Genomic DNA, 19,142 nt, shown 5'->3' on the forward strand with positions numbered 1-19,142 from the left:
GCGACCCCCTCAAGGGGGCGGCACTGGCCGTCCGGCAAAGCCGGCCCGGCGGTGCCCTGGATGGGGCTGGCTCAGGTGTCGCGGGTGACGCTCCGGCTGCTTAAAAAACCGGGTTCCAGCGACTACTGCCGCGCCGTGCGCACATTGGCCGGCGGCAGCTGCGGATGGCTGCTGCGCCAGGGGTTGATGTCGAGCCCGCCGCGGCGGGTGTAACGCGCGTAGACCATGAGCTTGGCGGGTTTGCAGCGGGCCATGATGTCCATGTACATGCGCTCCACACACTGCTCGTGAAATTCGTTGTGGTTGCGAAAGCTCACGATGTATTGCAGCAGCCCCGCCTGGTCGATCTGCGGGCCGCTGTAACGGATCTGCACCGTGCCCCAGTCGGGCTGGCCTGTCACCAGACAGTTGCTTTTCAGCAGGTCGCTCACCAGCGTTTCTTCCACCGGCTTTTCGTGCAACGCGGCGCTCAGCAGTTCGGGTGCGGGCTGGTAGTGCGTGCATTCCACGTCGAGCCGGTCAATGCACAGGCCGTCCAGTTCCTGCACCGGTTCGCAGTCAAACAGCTCGGGCAGCAGCAGGCGCACACCCGCGGTGATCTGCACCGGGCCACCGTGCCAGATGGTGGCACTGATGTCGTTGCGCATGCGCTCGCGCACCGCGTCGGCGCTCTCAAACCGGGTGTTGTTCAGGCTGTTCAGGTACAGCTTGAACGACTTGCTTTCAACAATGTGTGTGCTCTCGCAGGGAATGGTGATGTGGGCCAGCGCCACCTGGGGCTTGCCGCGCAGGTTGAGCCAGCTGAGCTCAAACGCGGTCCACATATCAGCGCCCAGAAACGGCACGCTGCCGGCAATGCCAATTTCACGCCGCTTGGCCTCGCGCGGCAGCGGGTACAGCAACGACGCGTCGTACTGGTCGATGTAGGCCGAGGCTTTGCCCAGCTGGGAGTGTTCGGGGGTGTTGGCGTTCATGCTGAGTGGGGTGCGGTTGCAGCGTTGAGGTGCGGAACAATGTGTTGGGCGAGCAGCGCGGCCACGCCGGGCGGCCAGGCAGCGCGGCCACGCCGGGCGGCCAGTCGTGGCCCATGCCCTGAATGGCTTCAAAACGAGCGCCGGGAATGCGCGCCGCCGTGTCTTGGCCGCAGGCCATGGGCACCAGCGGGTCGGCCGCGCCGTGAATAACCAGGCTGGGACAGACGATCCGCGGCAACAAGGTGTGGCGCTGGCGGTCGGTCATGATGGCCAGCAACTGGCGCGACACGCCGGCCCGGTGGTAGCTGCGGTTCACGCCGTCCAGCAGGTGCTGGCGAAACACGGGCATGTCTTGCGGGTAGGCGGGGCTGCCAATGAGCCGAAAAATGTCGAGCGTATGGTCCACCACGTCTTCGGGTGACTGGCTTTTGGGCCGGGTGACCATGGCGCGCGATACCTCGGGGCTGGGGCCGGGCAGGCCCGGTGCGCCGCTGGAGCTCATGACGCTGGTGAGGCTGAGCACACGCTCGGGCGCAGTGGCCGCGATGCGCTGCGACACCATGCCGCCCATGGACACGCCGACCACATGCGCGCGCGCCACGCCCAGCGCGTCCAGAATGCCCAGCGCGTCTTGCGCCATGTCTTGCAAGGTATAGGCTGAGCGCAGCCGCAAGCCCAGACGCGACTTGACGAACTGCCACAGCAGGTTGGGCTCGCCCAGCGCGTCCAGGTGGCTGGACAAACCGATGTCGCGGTTGTCGTAGCGGATCACGCGGTAGCCCGCGTTCACCAGCGCCGTCAACAAACGTTCGGGCCAGGCGGTGAGCTGCATGCCCAAGCCCATGGTGAGCAGCACCGCCGGGGCGCTGTCGTGGCCGGCGGTTTCAACTTCAAAACGCAAGCCGTTGCTGGCAATTTTCATGGGGTTCCTGAGCGCCATGCAGGGGCGGTTGGGTGCAGACAGCGCTTCACATGGGGGCGCGGCGCTGTCATTCAAACACACGCTCGCGCAACCACTTGGTGGCCACCCACTTCTCCCCTTCGATCACCGGGGCGCCGCCGTGCAGCGTGCCGGTGGCGGGGTGCGGGCGGTCGTAGCTGAAAAACACCGCGTTGCCACGCACCGGGGCCACTTCCAGCCCCACGTCCGGGAAGATGGTGCCGCCGCCACGTGCCGGCTCGCTCAGGTACATCACCAGCGTGGCCACCCGCTGCCCGCCGCGGCGCAAGATGGTCGGCGTACCCGGCTCGGCGGGGTCAAAGTAGTCGTAATGCGGCTTGTATTGCGCACCAGCACCGTAGCGCAGCACCTGCATGCCTTCGCCATGGTCCACCGGCCAGTTCAGCAGCCGGCCAATGCGGGCTTCGATGCGCGTGAGCAGTTCACTCTCGCCCCGGCTAAAAAACATGCCCTGGCTGGTGCGGTCGGGGTTGAGCTCTTCGCCACCGGTCTGCGTCTGCACCGTGAGCGAACGTGCCAGCCGCGGGCGCGCCGCCGCCACCAGCGCGTCGCACTCGTCTGCGCTCAGCAGATTGCCCAGCACCACCACACGCGGCGTCGCCAGCGTGGCAATCACGTCCACCCAGCGGTCACCCACGTCCATCTGGCGGGGCGACCGGGCCAAGTCCAGGTCGGGCAGACGCTGGGCCGGCAAGCGGGCAGAGGCTGCTGCGCGCTGGCGCTGCTGTTCGTCCCATTCGCTCTCCAGCGCCAGAGCGGCGGTCTCAGGTTGCCAGCCGGCCTTCAGCAAGGCGTCCAGCACCGACTGGCGCGAATGGCCCTCAGCGGCCTGTTGGGTCAGCCATTGGCGCAGTTCGGGCGTGATGAGTTGGTTCATGGCGTGCATGCCTTGGCAAACAATGCAACGGTGCTCAGATGATCAGGCTTTGTGCTCGCGCCGGAACACCAGGCGGTCACTTTCAGACGCGGCGGGCACAAAGCGGTAGCCCTCCAGATCAAAACCCTTGAGCTGCTCGGGCGTGCTCAGGCGGTGCTGCACGGCGTAGCGCACCATCAGGCCGCGAGCGCGCTTGGCCATGAAGCTGATGATCTTGTAGCCGTCGCCCTTGCGCTCTTCAAACGCACAGATCACCACCCGCGGCTTGAGCGCCTTGCGGTCCACCGACTTGAAATACTCCTCACTGGCGAGGTTGACCACCACCGGACTCAGGTCGGCCGCAGCACGCTTGTTCAGGTACTCGGCAATCTGGCTGCCCCAGAACTGGTAGAGGTTTTTGCCGTGCGCTGTGGGCAGGCGCGTGCCCATTTCCAGGCGGTAGGGCTGCATCCAGTCCAGCGGGCGCAACACGCCATACAGACCACTCAAAATGCACAGGTGCTGTTGCAGCCAGTCCAGGTCCGGCTCGGTCAGCGACTTGGCGTCCAGGCCTTCGTACACATCGCCATTGAAGGCCAGCACCGCCTGCTTGGCATTGCGGGCCGTGAACTTGGGCGCCCAGGCGGCGTAGCGCGCCACGTTCAGGCCCGACAGCGGGTCCGACAGCTTCATCAGCTCGGCGATCTGCTGCGGCGACTTTTCACGCAACACCCCAATCAGCTCGGTGGCCTGCTCCACAAACAGCGGCTGGGTGTGGGTCGCCACGTGCGGCGGCGTTTCATAGTCAAGCGCTTTGGCGGGGGACAATACAAACAACATGCTGGAAATCCTTTACGTCGACGATTATCTTGCAGCGGTGAACAAACCGCCGGGCCTGCTGGTGCACCGCACCGGGCTGGACGCCGGCGAAACACGTTTTGCCCTGCAAATGCTGCGCGACCAGCTGGGCCAACCGGTGTGGCCCGCGCACCGCCTCGACAAAGGCACCAGCGGCGTGCTGCTGTTTGCGCTGAGCGCAGCCACCGCGCGCACCCTGGGCCAGGCTTTTGAAGCGGGTGACGGCCTGAACAAAACCTACCAGGCGGTGGTGCGCGGCTGGCCCGCCCCTGAGGGCTTCACCGACCACCCGCTCAAGCGCATGCCGGACGACATGCGCAGCGAGCGCGAAGAGGTGCAGACAGCACAGACGCGCTGGCGCACCCTGGAAGGCTACGAACTGCCGCTGCCCCACGGCGGTTTTGAGACCACGCGCTGTGCGCTGGTCGAGCTGCAACCGCTCACCGGGCGGCGCCACCAGCTGCGCAGGCACATGAAACACATTGCCCACCCCATCTTGGGCGATGCCACCCACGGCAAAGGTCCGCTGAACCGTGCCGTGGCCGAGTGGCTGGGTCTGCAGCGCCTGTGGCTGCACGCACGCACGCTGTCGCTTAAACACCCCACGACCGGTGAGCCGCTGCACATCGAGGCCACGCCCGACGCGTCATGGTCTGCCTGGCCGGCCGGGTCGGCCCGGAGCGCCGCGCAGGCTTAGCGCAAGTCGCCAGCCAGGCTGGTCAGGGTTTCGGGCGGAATTTGCATGTGCGCCGGGTAGTGGGTGTGGTCGCAGCCCAGCTTGACCGCGCCCCCAGCCTTGACCGACGCGCACATGGCGGGCGTCAGCTCGAACCGCACAAAATGCACGGCGCTGGTTTTTACATCGTTTTCGCGGTCCAGGTCTTCGTCGGCAATCGCGTACACGCGGGCATGGCCTTCGACCTCGACAAACATGCGGTCTTCTACACCGATGAGCCGGGCCAGCTCGCGCTTGCGCTCGTTGATGTCGGTGTACTCGATCATCATGGTGGCCTTCCAGTTGCGGCCGTCAGGCACCAGCGGCGCATAGGCCTCAATCTCTTGCTGAATGCCCTCTTCTTCAAAGACTTTTTCAATGCGCAGCATCTCCTGGATTTGGTAGCGGATGGTGGTCTCGCTCTCAAACTGCAGGTTGATGTGTTCGCCCAGCACGACGCTGCGCAGCTTGCGGTGCGCGATGATTTCGGGCTTGTGAAGCTTGCGCCACTTGGTGTAGGCCTCCAGACTCATGAGGCTCTCGGGGGTGATGTGGCCGGTCAGTTGCATGGGTTTTTCTCCAAATAAAAGCTGAAACAGGTGTCACAAAAACGCAGGCCGGCTGCCGTGTCACTCACTTCAATCCATAGGCCTTGGCCACCAGGCTGATCGGGTGCTGAAGTTCGGGCGCGCCCAGGCCGTTCACTTCGAAGCCCTGCGCAATGTGGTGCCCGCCCAGTGGGCAATCCGAGCTGATGAAATCGGGCTTGCTGCCGTCTTTCATGGTGGTCATGGCCTTGAACACCGGTTTGCCGATCTTCATGGCGGTCTGGTGGTAAGCCTTTTTCACGCCAAAGGTGCCCGCGTGGCCCGAACACCGCTCAATGGTGTTGATGGTGGTGTCGGGGATCATCTTCAGCATTTCCTCGGTCTTCTTGCCGATGTTTTGCACCCGCCCGTGGCACGGAATCTGGTAGCTCACATTGCCCAGCTTTTGCGGGAACTCGGTCTTCAGCAGGCCATCGCGCTTGCGGGCCATGAAGTATTCAAACGGGTCCCACATGTGCTCTTTCACCAGTTGGGTGTCGGCATCGTTCGGAAACATCAGCGGGATTTCCTGCTTGAACATGAGCGCGCAGCTGGGCACCGCGGCCAGAATGGCAAAACCGTCTTTCGCGTAGCGCGCCAGCACCGGAATATTGGCCTCTTTGCTGGCCTGCACCGACTCCAGGTCGCCCAGCTCCAGCTTGGGCATGCCGCAGCACTTTTCCTTGTCCACAATCACGTAAGGAATGGCGTTGTGATCGAGCACCTTCAGCAAGTCCAGGCCAATGCCGGGCTCGTTGTAGTTGATGTAGCAGGTGGCAAAAATAGCCACCTTGCCCGGCGTCTTGGAACCATCCACCACCGCCGTGGACTGGGCTTCGGGCGTGCCGGAACGGAATTTTTTGGTGGCCAGCTCGGGCAGCCAGGCGTCTTTGTCCACGCCCGCCACGTTTTCCATGACCTTGCGCATGGTTTTGGTTTTGTTCAGCGCATTGGCCGCCTGCACCACGATGGGAATGCCCGCAAACTGGCCGTGCACGTCGGTGGAGGCCAAAAACTTTTCAGCCGCGCCCACTTCACCTTTTTTGAACTTGATGGCCTTGGCACGCAGCATGGTGTGCGGAAAGTCCAGGTTCCACTCGTGCGGCGGCGTGTAGGGGCACTTGGTCATGTAGCACAGGTCGCACATGTAACACTGGTCCACCACCTTCCAGTAGTCCTTCTTGTCAACGCCATCGACCTCCATGGTCTTGCTTTCGTCCACCAGGTCGAACAGCGTGGGGAAGGAACCGCACAAGCTCACACAGCGGCGGCATCCATGGCAAATGTCAAAAATCCGCTCCAGCTCGTCGAAACACTTTTCTTCATTGTAAAAGTCGGGGTTTTTCCAGTCCAGCGCATGCCGGGTCGGGGCTTGCAAGTTGCCTTCGGTTGCCATGTCGTGTCTCCTCGTCTGTGCGGGTTTTTCGTGGGTTTTTGAAAGCGCTCAACCAAACGCTTTCAAAAACGCCCTCCAAGAGAAGGGCAGTTCAACCCCGGGGCGCCGCGGAACTGGCTTTGCCAGGCCGCCAGCGCCGCCCCTTGAGGGGCTGAGCTGGCCACACGAAGTGGGCCAGCGATGGGGGTGGGCTCAATCCACCAGTTCGTTCAAAGCCTTCTGGTAGCGGTTGGCGTGCGAGCGCTCGGCCTTGGCCAGCGTCTCAAACCAGTCGGCCACCTCGTCAAAGCCCTCTTCACGCGCGGTCTTGGCCATGCCAGGGTACATGTCGGTGTACTCGTGGGTTTCGCCCGCCACGGCCGAAGCCAGGTTGTCGCGGGTGGAGCCAATCGGCATGCCGGTGGCCGGGTCGCCAGACTGCTCCAGAAACTCCAGGTGACCATGGGCGTGACCGGTTTCACCTTCAGCGGTGGAGCGGAACAGCGCGGCCACATCGTTCTGGCCTTCCACGTCGGCCTTGTTCGCGAAATACAGGTAGCGGCGGTTGGCCTGCGATTCGCCAGCGAAGGCGTCTTTCAGGCATTGCTCGGTTTTCGAGCCTTTCAATGCGGGCATGGTTTTATCTCCTGTTCGTGGTTGAAGAAAGACCCAGCAGGCCGGCCGGCAAGCGGCTGCACCCGTTGAGGCAAAACGACCTTACGCCGGGTAGGGAGGTCCGTCTAATTGTTCTGATCTATTCAACGCATTGCCACAGGCTATTGGAAAACCTCAATTGATAACCATTCTCAACATCATCGACATACCCGCCAGAAACCGGCAAGCTGTGAAGGCGATTCCATGCCGCACCGTTTCTTTTTGGGAAATGCATTGCACAATGTTGAATTACATGCCGCCACTGCCGTCATTCAGGAGCCCCCATGACCACCAGCACCTTGCCCCCTCCAGCGCCTGTACAACAGCTGCACCACTACGCCTACCGCGCCAAAGACGCCGAGGAAACACGCCAGTTTTATGAAGACATTCTGGGTTTGCCGCTGTACCACATCATCCAGAGCGACCATGTGCCCAGCACGGGTGAGTACTGCCCGTACACCCACTTTTTCTTCCGCCTGCAAGACGGCTCGTTCATTGCCTTCTTTGACCTGGGTGACGACGTGGCCGCACTACCCAGCCCCAACACGCCCAAGTGGGTCAACCACATCAGCTTTCGCGTGAACACCGAGCAGGAGCTGGAAAACACCAAAGCGCGGCTGCAAGCGCATGGCATTGAGGTGCTGGGCGTGACCGACCACCACATTTTCAAAAGCATTTACTTCTTTGACCCGAACGGCATCCGCCTGGAACTCACCGCCCAGCTGGCCGACGAGTTTGAAATGCTGGAAGAAAGCAAGACCGCGCACGCACGCCTGGCCGAATGGACCGCGCGCAAAGAACAGTGGCGCCGCGAGCGGGCCGAAGGCCAAGCGTCCGCACCGCTGAAGCCCCAACAAAACGACCGGCCCGAGGTGGCCGCACGCAGCCAAAGCTGACGCAGCACCCCAGGAAGATCGGTCGAATAAAATCGACCCATTCCCGAGCTTTCCCTGACGGCGCCCTTCGGAGCGCCGTTTCACTTTTTGCGCCCACCCCATGTCTGACACCCTGCACCAACCCGGCCTGCAATCCCTCTCCAAATCGTTTGAGCCCGCCGCGCTCGAAGCCCATTGGGGACCGGAATGGGAGCAACGTGGTTACGGGGCCGCGGGCTTCCGGGGCACAGGGGCACCGGTGGAAGGCGCGCCGTCGTTCGCCATTCAGCTGCCACCGCCCAATGTGACGGGCACGCTGCACATGGGGCATGCGTTCAACCAGACCATCATGGACTCGCTCACGCGCTACCACCGCATGAGCGGCGCCAACACGGTGTGGGTGCCCGGCACAGACCACGCGGGCATTGCCACGCAGATCGTGGTGGAACGCCAATTGCAAGCGCAAGGCACCAGCCGCCACGACATGGGGCCTACGCCCGCCGAGGCACGCAAGAATTTTGTGGCCAAGGTATGGGAATGGAAAGAAGAGAGCGGCAACACCATCACCACGCAAATGCGCCGCATGGGCGACAGCGTGGACTGGAGCCGCGAGTACTTCACCATGGACCCCAAGCTCAGCAGGGTCGTGACCGAGACCTTTGTGAAGCTCTACCAGCAGGGCCTGATCTACCGTGGCAAGCGCCTGGTCAACTGGGACCCGGTGCTCATGTCTGCCGTGTCCGACCTGGAAGTGGAGAGCGAAGAGGAAGACGGCTCGCTCTGGCACATCGCCTACCCGCTGGTCAATGGTTCGGGCCACCTGACCGTGGCGACCACCCGCCCCGAGACCCTGCTGGGCGACGTGGCCGTGATGGTCCACCCCGAAGACGAGCGCTACAGCGCACTCATTGGCCAATATGTGAAGCTGCCGCTGTGTGATCGAGAGATCCCGGTGATCGCCGACGACTATGTGGACCGCGCGTTTGGCACCGGGGTGGTGAAGGTCACGCCCGCGCACGACGCCAACGACTACGCGGTCGGCCAGCGCCACCAGCTACCCATCATCGGCGTGCTGCACCTCAACGCCACCATCAACGACAACGCGCCCGAAAAATACCGCGGCCTGGACCGCTTTGTGGCCCGCAAGGCCGTGGTAGCCGACCTGGAAGCCGCCGGCCTGCTGGTCGAAGTCAAAAAACACAAGCTGATGGTGCCGCGCTGCGCGCGCACCGGCCAGGTGATCGAGCCCATGCTGACCGACCAGTGGTTTGTGGCTATGACCAGCAAGGGCAATGAGCACAACACCAGCGGCACCTCCATCGCCGACAAGGCCGTAGCGGCCGTGCAGTCGGGCGAGGTGAAGTTTGTGCCCGAAAACTGGGTCAACACCTACAACCAGTGGATGAACAACATCCAGGACTGGTGCATCAGCCGCCAGCTCTGGTGGGGCCACCAGATTCCGGCCTGGTACGACGAGCAGGGCCAGGTGTATGTGGCACGCAATCTGGAAGAAGCGCAGGCCCAGGCCGGCGCCGGCAAGGTGCTCACGCGCGACGAAGACGTGCTGGACACCTGGTATTCCTCGGCACTGGTGCCGTTCAGCACCATGGGCTGGCCTGAACAGGGCGACAAGCCCACCGACGACTACAACCTGTATTTGCCCAGCAGCGTGCTGGTCACAGGCTACGACATCATCTTTTTCTGGGTGGCCAGGATGATCATGATGACGACGCACTTCACCGGCCGGGTGCCGTTCAAGCACGTCTACATTCACGGCTTGGTGCGCGACGCGCAGGGCCAGAAGATGAGCAAGAGCGAAGGCAACGTGCTGGACCCGGTGGACCTGATCGACGGCATTTCGCTCGCCCCCCTGCTGGACAAGCGCACCACCGGCCTGCGCAAGCCCGAGACCGCGCCCAAGGTGCGCAAGCAGACCGAGAAGGAATTCCCCGAGGGCATCCCGGCCTACGGCGCCGACGCGCTGCGTTTCACCTTTGCCGCGCTGGCGTCGCTGGGCCGCAGCATCAACTTCGACAGCAAGCGCTGCGAGGGCTACCGCAACTTCTGCAACAAGCTCTGGAACGCCACCCGTTTCACGCTGATGAATTGCGAGGGCCAAGACTGCGGCCTGAAGGAACACACCAAGGCCGACTGCGAAGTGGGCGGCTCCAGCCACGGTTACCTGAGCTTCAGCCCGGCTGACCGGTGGATCACCTCCACCCTGCAGCGTGTGGAAGCCGAGGTGGCCAGGGGCTTTGCCGAATACCGGCTGGACAACGTGGCCAACACGGTCTACGACTTCGTCTGGAACGAGTTCTGCGACTGGTACCTGGAAATTGCCAAGGTGCAGATCAACACCGGCAACGCCGCGCAGCAACGCGCCACGCGCCGCACCCTGATCCGCACGCTGGAAACCATTCTGCGTCTGGCGCACCCGGTGATTCCCTTCATCACCGAAGAGCTGTGGCAGAAGGTGGCGCCCGTCGCGGGGCGCGCCGGCCCATCGGTCAGTATCGCAACTTACCCGCTGAGCCAGCCCGACCGCATTGACGAACAGGCCGAGGCCCATGTGGCCAAGCTCAAGGGTCTGGTGGACGCCTGCCGCAACCTGCGCGGTGAAATGAACGTGTCACCCGCCACCCGCCTGCCGCTCTACGTGTTGGGCGACACCGCTTTCATGCAAACCGGTGGCCCCGTGCTACAGGCGCTGGCCAAGCTCAGCGAAGTGAAGGTGTTTGAAGACGAGGCCGCCTGGGCCGCTGCCGCGCAGGCCGCGCCGGTGGCGGTGGTGGGCGAGGCCCGCATGTGCCTGTTCATGGAAATTGACGTGGCCGCCGAAAAGCTGCGCCTGGGCAAGGAAGCCACCCGCCTGGAGGGCGAAATCACCAAGGCGGGCGCCAAATTGGGCAATGAGGCGTTTGTGGCCAAAGCACCACCTGCCGTGATTGAGCAAGAAAAGAAACGGGTGGCCGACTTCACCGCCACGCTGGCCAAGGTGCGCGAGCAACTGGCCCGGCTGGGTAACTGAACACGCGGCGCCGCAACGGGAGCGGCGCCGGCTCAATTCATCGCCGGTGCAGTTCCAGCGAACTCCACTGGGAAGGTGACACCGCCTGGGGATCTTCCTGGTCGGCGTAGTCCAGGCTGTCGAGCACCGAAAAGTCGCTGTGGCGGGTTTCCGGGTGCGAAGCCAGCGGCGACAGGCTCTCGTGAATGCGGTGCGCCACATACCAGCTGGCGCGCAGCTTGGCTTCGCGGGTGTGCGAGCCCAGGCGAGGCGTCAGGTGCAGGTTGGGCACCGCATGCAAGGGCGTGCCTTCGGCCGCAAAACTCGGGTTGGCGCCGTCCAGCAAGCAGGCGTCAATGCGGCCATCGCACAAGGCGTGCGCCAGGGCTTCCGGGTCAAACAGCGAACTGCGGCTCACCCCCACCCACAGCTGCCCGGGCTTGCAGTGGTTCAACAGCCGCTCGTTGATCCAGCCTTTGAAACGCGAGGCATACACCACCTGCAGCGACACCGCGTCGGAGCGGGCCAGCAGGTCTTGCGCCGTGGTGGGCTCCACACCGAGCTTGTCCCAAATGGGGGCCGCGTGGTGCACGGCTGGGTCGTAACCGAGCAAGCGCACGCCCAAGCTTTTGAGCATGGGCGCCAGCGTGTGCGCCACCGGTGCCAGCCCCAGCAAGCCCACGGTGCTGCCAGCGAGTTCGCGGCCCATGCGCACCTGCGAAATTTTGCGTCCCAGCAAGGCACTGATCATGCCTCGGCGGTACAGCATGAGCAGGCCGTAGAGCACGTATTCAGCGTTGGAACGCACCGTGGCACTGCGCGCCTGGATCACCCGGACCTGGCGGCGCGCGCAGGCGTCAAGATCGGTGTTGTCGCTGGAAATCTGCATGCGGGCCACCAGCTGCAGCTTGGGTGAAAAGTCCAAAAACTCTTGCGACACGATCACATGCGGCGGCAGCACGATGGCGCGCGTCTTGTACATGTTTTTGCGCAGTTCGATCGGATCATCGCCGAGCTCGGGCCGGTAGCTCACATCGTGGCGCTCCTGAAGCCAGCCAAGGGCTTCAGGCACCAGCGGGTCAACCAGCAAGACTTCCATGTTGCGCGCGGTGGCCGTGTCAGCGCTGGCGGTTCAAAAAACCAGCGTGCCGATCAGCGGCGTTTCAGCAGCGTGAAATGATCGCTGCCCACCGACTGCTGCTCGAGCAGTTCGTTACCCGTTTGTTTGGCAAACGCCTGGAAGTCGCGCACCGAACCGGCGTCGGTGGAGATCACACACAGGGTTTGGCCGCTGTGCATGTCAGCCAGGGCTTTCTTGGCCTTCAAAATAGGCAGCGGGCAGTTCAGGCCACGGGCATCGAGTTCTTTGTCGGCTTGCATGGGGTGTTCCTCAGGATGGCTGATTCTAAGCGGGCTGACACGCCACGCGCGGTACGGGGGCAAGCCAGCCCAACGCAGGTGTGCAGCAGGGCACGGTTTTGTTAGACGGGTCCGCCGGGGACAGGGCCACTCAACCGCCGGACGGTGGAGACTCCAGAAACGCAGGTTCGATACCCCGGCCACGCAGCCAGTCGGCCAGCGCAAAGCCGGTACCAGCGCGCCAGCAGCGCACCTGCTCGGGGCGCAAGAGCTTGTATTCAAGCAGCTCGGCTGAAAGCCGCACATCGCCATGGGCAACCGCGTGGTAAGTGATCAGCACCTGGTTCATGCGCTGGAAATCGTGCACGCCCACCAGATTCAACTGGCTGACCTGCAGGCTGGTTTCTTCGGCAATTTCACGGCGAATGCCGTCTTCGGGGGTTTCGCCAGCCTCCATGAAGCCGGTGATGAGGCCGAACATGCGGTTTTGCCAGGCGGCATTGCGCGCCAGCAGCACCAGACCGTCCACCTCGACAATGGCCGCCAGCACCGGAGTGGGGTTGTTCCAGTGGGTGAAACCACAGGCCGCGCAGCGCAGGCGCTGGGTCAGGCCACCGTCTTCCTCTTTGCCGATGAGCGCCAGCGGCCCGGCGCAAGACGGGCAAAACCGAAATTCGGTGTTCATGCCATCAGCCTTTGGTGTTGAATTGGGTCGCGGCCTGAGCAGCCGGTTCCCGTGTGAAACGCACCATCAAGCGGGGAACACGCCGGTTGACAGGTAGCGGTCACCGCGGTCGCACACGATGAAGGCGATGGTGGCGTTTTCAACCTGTTGCGCCACCTGCTGAGCGACCCAGCAGGCACCGGCGGCCGAGATGCCCGCAAAAATACCTTCCTCGCGGGCCAGACGGCGGCACATGTCTTCGGCATCGGCCTGGCTCACGTAAATCAACTCGTCCACGGCGCTGGGGTCGTAAATTTTAGGCAGGTACTCCTGCGGCCATTTGCGAATGCCCGGAATGCGCGAGCCTTCACTGGGCTGGGCGCCCACAATGCGAACCGCCGGATTTTTCTCTTTCAAAAACCGCGACACGCCGGTGATGGTGCCGGTGGTGCCCATGGCGCTCACGAAATGGGTGATGCGTCCTGCCGTTTGCTCCCACAACTCGGGGCCGGTGGTCTCGTAATGGATGCGCGGATTGTCGGCGTTGGCGAACTGGTCAAGCACCCGCCCCTTGCCGTCGGCCTGCATGCGGTCGGCCAGGTCGCGGGCCGATTCCATGCCACCGCTCTTGGGCGTGAGGATCAGTTCGGCACCAAAAGCCTTCATGGTCTGGGCCCGCTCGATCGAAAGGTCCTCCGGCATGATCAGCACCATGCGGTAACCCTTGATGGCAGCCGCCATGGCCAGCGCAATGCCGGTGTTGCCCGAGGTGGCTTCAATCAGCGTGTCACCGGGCTTGATGTCGCCCCGCTCTTCGGCGCGCCGGATCATGGACACCGCAGGCCGGTCTTTCACCGAACCGGCCGGATTGTTGCCCTCCAGCTTGCCCAAAATCACGTTGCCACGGGCCTTGTTGGCGGCCGCGCCGATGCGCTGCAAGGCCACAAGCGGGGTTTTTCCAATCGCGTCTTCAATGGTCGGGTAGTTCATGGTCAACACTGTGCCATAATTTGCGGCTTACGAATTCCCGCCCGGGTGGTGAAATTGGTAGACGCAGGGGACTCAAAATCCCCCGCCAGAGATGGCGTGCCGGTTCGATTCCGGCCCCGGGCACCAGTTATAAGGCCGCATGCTTCCATAAGCGTGCGGCCTTTTTCTTTTCCCCTATGAAAATCGTACGCAACCAGTGCTGACAAGTGCGGAGCAGTGCGCGTTCATCCGGGGGCACATGGGGCACATTTGGGGGCACAAAACGGAAAATTGGGGGCACATTTTGAAAAGCCTCCACGGTAGGCACTTACGAAGGCCTGCAACCAGAGGCAGCGCAACCGAACATCCCGGGCACCAAATCAAGGCCGTGCAGCACCTGCTGCACGGCCTTTTTGTTGCGCGTCTGGTGTTGAAAGGGCCGTTTTGGGCACCCTGGCCAGCTCGTCTTGCAGTACACGCTGGTACACACGCGGCAGCTCGCGGCTCATGCTGTTGTTTTCAATACCGTAGCCCAGGCTCGTCCAGGTGCCCGAGAGGCGCCGCAGCACCGGCTGTACACGCCCTTGGCGCAGCTGGGCAGACAGGTTGCCCCAGCGATGCTCGGTCAACCATGCGTACACCACCGCGTCCTGATGGATCGGCGCAAAGCTCAGCTGCGTAGCGTCCAGGGGATCGCTGGTGCGGTCGGGGTGGTGGCGTGCGGCCAGTTCCACCCAAGTACCCGCCAACAGCTGGTAGCGCCCGGCGGCCGTGGAACAGTTGCCTTTGTTGGGGCCGCGCCCGATGCGCTCGCAGCGGTTGGGGTGCTTGTCCAGTGTCCAGACGTAGCTGCCACCGTAGAGCACGTGGTAAGGGCGCAACACGTTGGATTCACTGGCTGAAATGGTGCGCATGAGCGCTCGCAGGTAGGGGTCTCCGCCTTGCATGACCAGCGCACGCGTACCCGGCATCAGCAGCACCGGGCGCCACCACCACAGCATCAGCAGCATCAAGGCCGCCACACCCACAGCAGCCCCCACACGCCAGCGCATGGGAGCACCGGGGGCGACTGGCTCAGAGCGTGAAGAACGGGGTGTGAACATGTGGCCCTGTGTAGGAACAGGCCGAAAGAGCCTGAGACAATAAGCATTGTCCAACACCCTGCCGCTGCGCACCGTCCACCATGTTGCTGCCCTCTCTTGCCATCCTTGTCGGCCTTGCCTTGCTGGTCTGGAGTGCCGACCGTTTTGTTGAAGGTGCGTCGGCCACGGCGGGGCATTATTCCGTGCCGCCCTTGCTAGTGGGCATGTTGATTGTGGGTTTTGGCACCTCGGCACCTGAGATGGTGGTGTCCACCCTGGCGGCCAGCCAAGGCAACCCGGGGCTGGCGCTGGGCAACGCCTGGGGCTCCAACATCGTCAACATCGCGCTGATTCTGGGCGTAACAGCCCTGATCTCGCCCATCATCGTGCACTCGATGATTTTGCGCAAAGAGCTGCCTATCTTGGCGGCCGTGACGGCGTTGTCGGCCTACCTGGTGTGGGACGGTCAGATCACCCGGCTGGACGCCTGGGTGCTGCTGGCGGTGTTTGGCGTGCTGGTGACCTGGTCAATCGTGGAAGGCATGCGCGGCGGCAGTGACGCGCTGGCTGTGGAAACAGCAACCGAGCTGAAGGCGCACGCGATGCCGCTGAAGCGTTCGCTGATGTGGCTGGTGCTGGGCTTGCTGGTGCTGATCGCCAGTTCCCGGCTGCTGGTTTGGGGCGCGGTCACGATTGCGCAATCGCTCGGCGTGAGCGACCTGATCATCGGCTTGACCGTGGTGGCGGTGGGCACATCACTGCCCGAACTGGCCTCTTGCGTGGCCGCCGCACGCAAAGGCGAGCACGACATCGCGCTGGGCAATGTGCTGGGCTCCAACCTGTTCAACACGCTGGCCGTGGTGGGTATTGCTGGAGCGATTTCGCCCATTCAGATCGAAGCCGTCTCCATCTCGCGCGACCTGACCGTCATGGCGGGCCTGACGCTGGTGCTGTTCGTCATGGGCTGGGGCTTTCGCGGGCGCCCGGGGCGCATCAACCGCTGGGAAGCGGGGGCGCTGCTGGCGGCTTACCTGGCCTACACCGGCTGGCTGCTGAGCACGATTGCGGCCGCCTAAGAGGGAGCGGCCGGGCTCACCAGCCCCTCTGCCACGGTGGGGTAGTTCAGGTGCAGCCGCAGTTCGGTTTTCATGCGTTGGTTGTGCAACCGACGCGACTCGCTCATGAAACTGAGCAACATCAACGGCAACTGATCGCCCGCGGCATCGCGCGCAATGCGGGGCGGGCGCGTCAGGCCGTAGAGGTCGGCGGCCAGGTCGAAGTAATCGCCCATCTTCAGCTGGGTGTCGTCCACCACGTTCACGTTGCGCTGCGGGCGGCCGCGCCACAGGGCGAGCACGCAAGCGCGCGCCAGGTCGTCCGCGTGGATGTGGTTGGTGTACACGTCATCGGCCTCGCGCAGCACAGGCGTGCCACGCAACAGACGCTCACGCGGCGTGCCACCGGCCCGGTCGGACGCGTAAATGCCCGGAATGCGCAGCACGGAAGTGCGCACACCGGTGGCGCGGCCCAGCCAATGCACGGCAGCTTCGGCGTCCACCCGGCGCCAGGCGCGCGGTGTGCGCGGCTGGGCGGGGGTGGCTTCGCTCACCCAGCGGCCCTGCCAGTCGCCGTAAACACCGCTGGTTGACCCATACACCAGCGCTGCTGGCACCGAGCGCTGCGCCAGCGCACGCACCAGGGCGCGGGTGCGCGGGTCGAGCCGCCAGTCGGCCTGTTCGCCTGAGGGCGGCGGCGCCAGGTGCAGCACCCGGGTGGCCAGGCCTGCGAGCCGCTGCAGGCTGCGGGCATCGTCCAGGTTACCCAGCAAGGGCGTGATGCCCTGCGCGCGCAGGCTGGCGCAGCGATCGGGCGACGACGTGAGCGCCAGGATGCGCGCGCGCGCGCCACCGCCGAGCACGCTGGCAGCGCGCTGACCGACATCGCCACAACCAATGATCAGGACCCGCTCACGCCGAAAGCGTGCGGGCAAAGCGCCAAGTAGGCTCATGCGAATTCCGAATTTGCGACAATGGAAAATTACCGGTGCGGCTGCGGCACACCGAAGGCACCTCAACACCCACAGACTGTATGACATTCACCATCACCGTTCAGCCCAGCGGACGCATCTTTGAAGCCCAACCCGATGAAGCCATTTTGGCCGCTGGCATTCGCCAGGGCATTGGTTTGCCCTATGGCTGCAAAGACGGCGCCTGCGGCTCGTGCAAGTGCAAACTGTTGTCGGGCAGTGTGACCCAAGGCGCTCACCAGGCCAAAGCGCTGAGCGCCGATGAAGAAGCCGCCGGCTATGTGCTCACCTGCTGCGGCGTGGCGCACAGCGACGTGGTGCTGGAATCGCGCCAGGTCACCGAAGCGGGTGCATTCCCCATCAAAAAAATGCCGGTGCGCGTGAGCGCGCTCGAACGCGTGTCGCACGACGTGATCGTGCTGCGGCTGCAACTGCCGGCCAGCGACGCCTTTCAGTACCACGCGGGTCAGTATGTGGAATTTTTGCTGCGCGACGGCGACCGCCGCAGCTATTCCATGGCCAATGCCCCGCACACGCAGGCCGGCCAACCGTCGGTGGAACTGCACCTGCGCCACATGCCCGGCGGCAAGTTCACCGACCACGTATTTGGCACCCTGAAAGAAAAGGACATCTTGCGCATTGAAGGGCCTTACGGCAGCTTCTACCTGCGCGAAGACAGCACCAAACCCATGGTTTTCCTGGCTTCGGGCACGGGTTTCGCCCCCATCAAGGCCATCATCGAGCACATGCAGTTCAAGGGCATCACCCGCTCCACCACACTGTACTGGGGCGGGCGCCGCCCGGCTGACTTGTACCAGAGCGCCTGGATCGAAGCCCAGTTGGCCAGCATGCCCCACCTGCGCTATGTGCCGGTGGTGTCAGACGCGCTGCCGGAAGACCAGTGGACCGGGCGCACCGGCTTTGTGCACCAGGCGGTGCTGCAAGACTTCCCCGATCTCTCTGGCCACCAGGTGTATGCCTGCGGTGCGCCCATCGTGGTGGAGTCAGCCCGCACCGACTTCAGCGCGCAAGCCGGACTGCCGCCAGAAGAATTCTTTGCCGATTCATTCACCAGCGCAGCCGACAAGGCTTGAGCAAGCTCTCTCGCCGCGCCAAAACCCCGCAAAAGGAACTCTCGCCATGTTGAACCGCCGCCACCTCATCACCTCTTTGGCCCTGGGCGCTTCGGCGTTGGCCTTGCCCGCGGCCGCTCAGGCGCAAACCACCACCACGCGCATCGTGGTGCCATTTGCGGCGGGTGGCCCCATTGATGTGACGGCGCGGATCCTGGCCGAGGCGGTCAAAGGATCGCTCGGCACGGTGATCGTTGACAACCGCCCCGGTGCGGGTGGCAACATTGGCGTGAGCGCTGCAGCCAAGGCCGCGCCCGACGGTTTGACGCTCGGCATCGCCACCACTGCTTCGCATGGCATCAACCCTTGGCTGTTCACCAAGCTGCCCTACGACCCGGCCAAAGATTTCTCAGCGGTCACGCAGATGCTGCGGGTGCCCAACGTGCTGGTGATGAACGCGGACGCTGCCAAGCGGCTCAACATCAACAGCCTGGCGGATCTGATCGCCTACGCCAAGGCCAACCCCGCCAAGCTCAACTACGGCTCGGGTGGTAACGGCAGCGCGGGCCACCTGGCCGGCGAAATGTTCAAAAACCAGGCGGGCATTTTTGCGGTGCACATTCCCTACAACGGTGGCAACCCGGCACAGCTGGGCCTGCTGTCGGGGCAGGTCGATTTCAACTTTGACAACCTGGCCACCGCAGCACCCAACATCCGATCGGGCAAGCTGAAGGCGTTGGCGGTCACCACCGCGCAGCGCGCTGCCGCCATGCCCGACGTACCGCCCGTTGCAGACACCCTGCCCGGCTTTGAAATCGACACCTGGTGGGGTTTGGTGGTGCCGGCCGGCACGCCGCCAGAGACCGTGCGCAAACTCAATGCGGCCTTTACCGAAGCTTTGCGGTCGCCCGAAGTGAAAACGCGATTCGCCAGCCTGATGGCCGAACCTGCGCCCAGCACGCCTGAGCAGTTTGAAACCTTCATGGCGCGCGAGCGCAGCAAGTACGAGCGCTTGGTCAAAATCAGCGGCGCGAAAGTCGACTAAAGCGCTAACCAGCCGCCCCAATGACAACGGCACCCCAAGAGGTGCCGTTGTCATTGGGGCGC

Annotated in this window: 19 protein-coding genes and 1 tRNA gene; 7 read left to right on the top strand and 13 right to left on the bottom strand. The window is 63.7% G+C overall.

What is annotated here, in order from left to right; genetic code table 11:
- Positions 1-122 precede the first annotated feature (122 nt).
- The 4 genes from queF to yaaA all read right to left on the bottom strand — a co-directional run bounded on the left by queF (position 123) and on the right by yaaA (position 3,631).
- Complete coding sequence (queF, locus tag AC0GNR_RS12700) at positions 123-974, bottom strand: NADPH-dependent 7-cyano-7-deazaguanine reductase QueF (protein WP_472901320.1); 852 nt, start codon at positions 972-974, stop codon at positions 123-125.
- On the bottom strand, positions 865-1,896 hold the full coding sequence (locus tag AC0GNR_RS12705) for an alpha/beta fold hydrolase (RefSeq protein WP_472901321.1): 1,032 nt from the start codon (positions 1,894-1,896) through the stop codon (positions 865-867). The genes queF and AC0GNR_RS12705 overlap by 110 nt, the downstream gene beginning before the upstream one ends.
- A gap of 67 nt (positions 1,897-1,963) precedes the next feature.
- Positions 1,964-2,812, bottom strand: a complete 849-nt coding sequence (locus AC0GNR_RS12710) for a 2OG-Fe(II) oxygenase (protein ID WP_472901322.1) — start codon at positions 2,810-2,812, stop codon at positions 1,964-1,966.
- 42 nt (positions 2,813-2,854) lie between these two features.
- Positions 2,855-3,631, bottom strand: a complete 777-nt coding sequence (gene yaaA / locus AC0GNR_RS12715; protein WP_472901323.1) for a peroxide stress protein YaaA — start codon at positions 3,629-3,631, stop codon at positions 2,855-2,857.
- On the opposite strand from yaaA, the gene AC0GNR_RS12720 reads away from it, so the two are divergent.
- A complete protein-coding gene (locus tag AC0GNR_RS12720; RefSeq protein ID WP_472901324.1) occupies positions 3,630-4,346 on the top strand; it encodes a pseudouridine synthase in 717 nt (238 codons plus the stop codon). The two genes, yaaA and AC0GNR_RS12720, sit on opposite strands and share 2 nt — an antisense overlap.
- On the opposite strand, the gene AC0GNR_RS12725 is transcribed toward AC0GNR_RS12720, so the two are convergent.
- From AC0GNR_RS12725 to AC0GNR_RS12735, 3 genes are all read right to left on the bottom strand, one after another.
- Complete coding sequence (locus tag AC0GNR_RS12725) at positions 4,343-4,933, bottom strand: DUF3501 family protein (RefSeq protein ID WP_472901325.1); 591 nt, start codon at positions 4,931-4,933, stop codon at positions 4,343-4,345. The genes AC0GNR_RS12720 and AC0GNR_RS12725 overlap by 4 nt on opposite strands.
- Before the next feature lie 64 nt (positions 4,934-4,997).
- Positions 4,998-6,347: a (Fe-S)-binding protein gene (locus AC0GNR_RS12730; protein WP_472901326.1), complete on the bottom strand. Its 1,350-nt coding sequence runs from the start codon at positions 6,345-6,347 to the stop codon at positions 4,998-5,000.
- 192 nt (positions 6,348-6,539) lie between these two features.
- On the bottom strand, positions 6,540-6,962 hold the full coding sequence (locus tag AC0GNR_RS12735; RefSeq protein WP_069048731.1) for a rubrerythrin family protein: 423 nt from the start codon (positions 6,960-6,962) through the stop codon (positions 6,540-6,542).
- A 302-nt stretch (positions 6,963-7,264) separates the two neighbouring features.
- Here AC0GNR_RS12735 and AC0GNR_RS12740 point away from each other — a divergent pair, with 302 nt between their 5' ends.
- Positions 7,265-7,876 (top strand): VOC family protein, encoded by a 612-nt coding sequence (locus AC0GNR_RS12740; protein ID WP_472901327.1) that lies wholly within the window; start codon positions 7,265-7,267, stop codon positions 7,874-7,876.
- 100 nt (positions 7,877-7,976) lie between these two features.
- Entirely contained in the window at positions 7,977-10,883 is a 2,907-nt protein-coding gene (locus AC0GNR_RS12745) for a valine--tRNA ligase (RefSeq protein ID WP_472901328.1), read from the top strand.
- Between the two features lie 37 nt (positions 10,884-10,920).
- On the opposite strand, the gene AC0GNR_RS12750 is transcribed toward AC0GNR_RS12745, so the two are convergent.
- The 4 genes from AC0GNR_RS12750 to cysM all read right to left on the bottom strand — a co-directional run bounded on the left by AC0GNR_RS12750 (position 10,921) and on the right by cysM (position 13,875).
- Entirely contained in the window at positions 10,921-11,961 is a 1,041-nt protein-coding gene (locus AC0GNR_RS12750) for an NAD(P)-dependent oxidoreductase (protein ID WP_472901329.1), read from the bottom strand.
- 53 nt (positions 11,962-12,014) lie between these two features.
- A complete protein-coding gene (locus AC0GNR_RS12755; protein WP_472901330.1) occupies positions 12,015-12,242 on the bottom strand; it encodes a sulfurtransferase TusA family protein in 228 nt (75 codons plus the stop codon).
- Between the two features lie 130 nt (positions 12,243-12,372).
- Entirely contained in the window at positions 12,373-12,906 is a 534-nt protein-coding gene (locus AC0GNR_RS12760) for an NUDIX domain-containing protein (protein ID WP_472901331.1), read from the bottom strand.
- Positions 12,907-12,972: 66 nt separating this feature from the next.
- Positions 12,973-13,875 (bottom strand): cysteine synthase CysM, encoded by a 903-nt coding sequence (gene cysM, locus AC0GNR_RS12765; RefSeq protein ID WP_472901332.1) that lies wholly within the window; start codon positions 13,873-13,875, stop codon positions 12,973-12,975.
- Between the two features lie 39 nt (positions 13,876-13,914).
- Here cysM and AC0GNR_RS12770 point away from each other — a divergent pair.
- Positions 13,915-14,001, top strand: a tRNA-Leu gene (locus tag AC0GNR_RS12770).
- Between the two features lie 233 nt (positions 14,002-14,234).
- Here AC0GNR_RS12770 and AC0GNR_RS12775 read toward each other — a convergent pair.
- Positions 14,235-14,957, bottom strand: a complete 723-nt coding sequence (locus tag AC0GNR_RS12775; RefSeq protein WP_472901333.1) for a glycoside hydrolase family 24 protein — start codon at positions 14,955-14,957, stop codon at positions 14,235-14,237.
- An 80-nt stretch (positions 14,958-15,037) separates the two neighbouring features.
- On the opposite strand from AC0GNR_RS12775, the gene AC0GNR_RS12780 reads away from it, so the two are divergent.
- Positions 15,038-16,012, top strand: coding sequence for a calcium/sodium antiporter (locus AC0GNR_RS12780; protein ID WP_472901334.1), 975 nt, complete (start codon positions 15,038-15,040; stop codon positions 16,010-16,012).
- On the opposite strand, the gene AC0GNR_RS12785 is transcribed toward AC0GNR_RS12780, so the two are convergent.
- Positions 16,009-16,944: an NAD-dependent epimerase/dehydratase family protein gene (locus AC0GNR_RS12785; RefSeq protein ID WP_472901335.1), complete on the bottom strand. Its 936-nt coding sequence runs from the start codon at positions 16,942-16,944 to the stop codon at positions 16,009-16,011. The genes AC0GNR_RS12780 and AC0GNR_RS12785 overlap by 4 nt on opposite strands.
- An 80-nt stretch (positions 16,945-17,024) precedes the next feature.
- Between AC0GNR_RS12785 and AC0GNR_RS12790 the strand changes: the two genes are divergently transcribed.
- Positions 17,025-18,056: a CDP-6-deoxy-delta-3,4-glucoseen reductase gene (locus AC0GNR_RS12790; protein WP_472901336.1), complete on the top strand. Its 1,032-nt coding sequence runs from the start codon at positions 17,025-17,027 to the stop codon at positions 18,054-18,056.
- A 46-nt stretch (positions 18,057-18,102) separates the two neighbouring features.
- Positions 18,103-19,080: a Bug family tripartite tricarboxylate transporter substrate binding protein gene (locus tag AC0GNR_RS12795; protein WP_472901337.1), complete on the top strand. Its 978-nt coding sequence runs from the start codon at positions 18,103-18,105 to the stop codon at positions 19,078-19,080.
- Positions 19,081-19,142 lie beyond the last annotated feature (62 nt).

Source organism: Hydrogenophaga sp. LT287, assembly GCF_055702805.1.

Coding starts and splice junctions, on each gene's coding strand:
- queF (WP_472901320.1), bottom strand. CDS start 974: ATGAACGCCAACACCCCCGAACACTCCCAGCTGGGCAAAGCCTCGGCC.
- AC0GNR_RS12705 (WP_472901321.1), bottom strand. CDS start 1,896: ATGAAAATTGCCAGCAACGGCTTGCGTTTTGAAGTTGAAACCGCCGGC.
- AC0GNR_RS12710 (WP_472901322.1), bottom strand. CDS start 2,812: ATGAACCAACTCATCACGCCCGAACTGCGCCAATGGCTGACCCAACAG.
- AC0GNR_RS12720 (WP_472901324.1), top strand. CDS start 3,630: ATGCTGGAAATCCTTTACGTCGACGATTATCTTGCAGCGGTGAACAAA.
- yaaA (WP_472901323.1), bottom strand. CDS start 3,631: ATGTTGTTTGTATTGTCCCCCGCCAAAGCGCTTGACTATGAAACGCCG.
- AC0GNR_RS12725 (WP_472901325.1), bottom strand. CDS start 4,933: ATGCAACTGACCGGCCACATCACCCCCGAGAGCCTCATGAGTCTGGAG.
- AC0GNR_RS12730 (WP_472901326.1), bottom strand. CDS start 6,347: ATGGCAACCGAAGGCAACTTGCAAGCCCCGACCCGGCATGCGCTGGAC.
- AC0GNR_RS12735 (WP_069048731.1), bottom strand. CDS start 6,962: ATGCCCGCATTGAAAGGCTCGAAAACCGAGCAATGCCTGAAAGACGCC.
- AC0GNR_RS12740 (WP_472901327.1), top strand. CDS start 7,265: ATGACCACCAGCACCTTGCCCCCTCCAGCGCCTGTACAACAGCTGCAC.
- AC0GNR_RS12745 (WP_472901328.1), top strand. CDS start 7,977: ATGTCTGACACCCTGCACCAACCCGGCCTGCAATCCCTCTCCAAATCG.
- AC0GNR_RS12750 (WP_472901329.1), bottom strand. CDS start 11,961: ATGGAAGTCTTGCTGGTTGACCCGCTGGTGCCTGAAGCCCTTGGCTGG.
- AC0GNR_RS12755 (WP_472901330.1), bottom strand. CDS start 12,242: ATGCAAGCCGACAAAGAACTCGATGCCCGTGGCCTGAACTGCCCGCTG.
- AC0GNR_RS12760 (WP_472901331.1), bottom strand. CDS start 12,906: ATGAACACCGAATTTCGGTTTTGCCCGTCTTGCGCCGGGCCGCTGGCG.
- cysM (WP_472901332.1), bottom strand. CDS start 13,875: ATGAACTACCCGACCATTGAAGACGCGATTGGAAAAACCCCGCTTGTG.
- AC0GNR_RS12775 (WP_472901333.1), bottom strand. CDS start 14,957: ATGTTCACACCCCGTTCTTCACGCTCTGAGCCAGTCGCCCCCGGTGCT.
- AC0GNR_RS12780 (WP_472901334.1), top strand. CDS start 15,038: ATGTTGCTGCCCTCTCTTGCCATCCTTGTCGGCCTTGCCTTGCTGGTC.
- AC0GNR_RS12785 (WP_472901335.1), bottom strand. CDS start 16,944: ATGAGCCTACTTGGCGCTTTGCCCGCACGCTTTCGGCGTGAGCGGGTC.
- AC0GNR_RS12790 (WP_472901336.1), top strand. CDS start 17,025: ATGACATTCACCATCACCGTTCAGCCCAGCGGACGCATCTTTGAAGCC.
- AC0GNR_RS12795 (WP_472901337.1), top strand. CDS start 18,103: ATGTTGAACCGCCGCCACCTCATCACCTCTTTGGCCCTGGGCGCTTCG.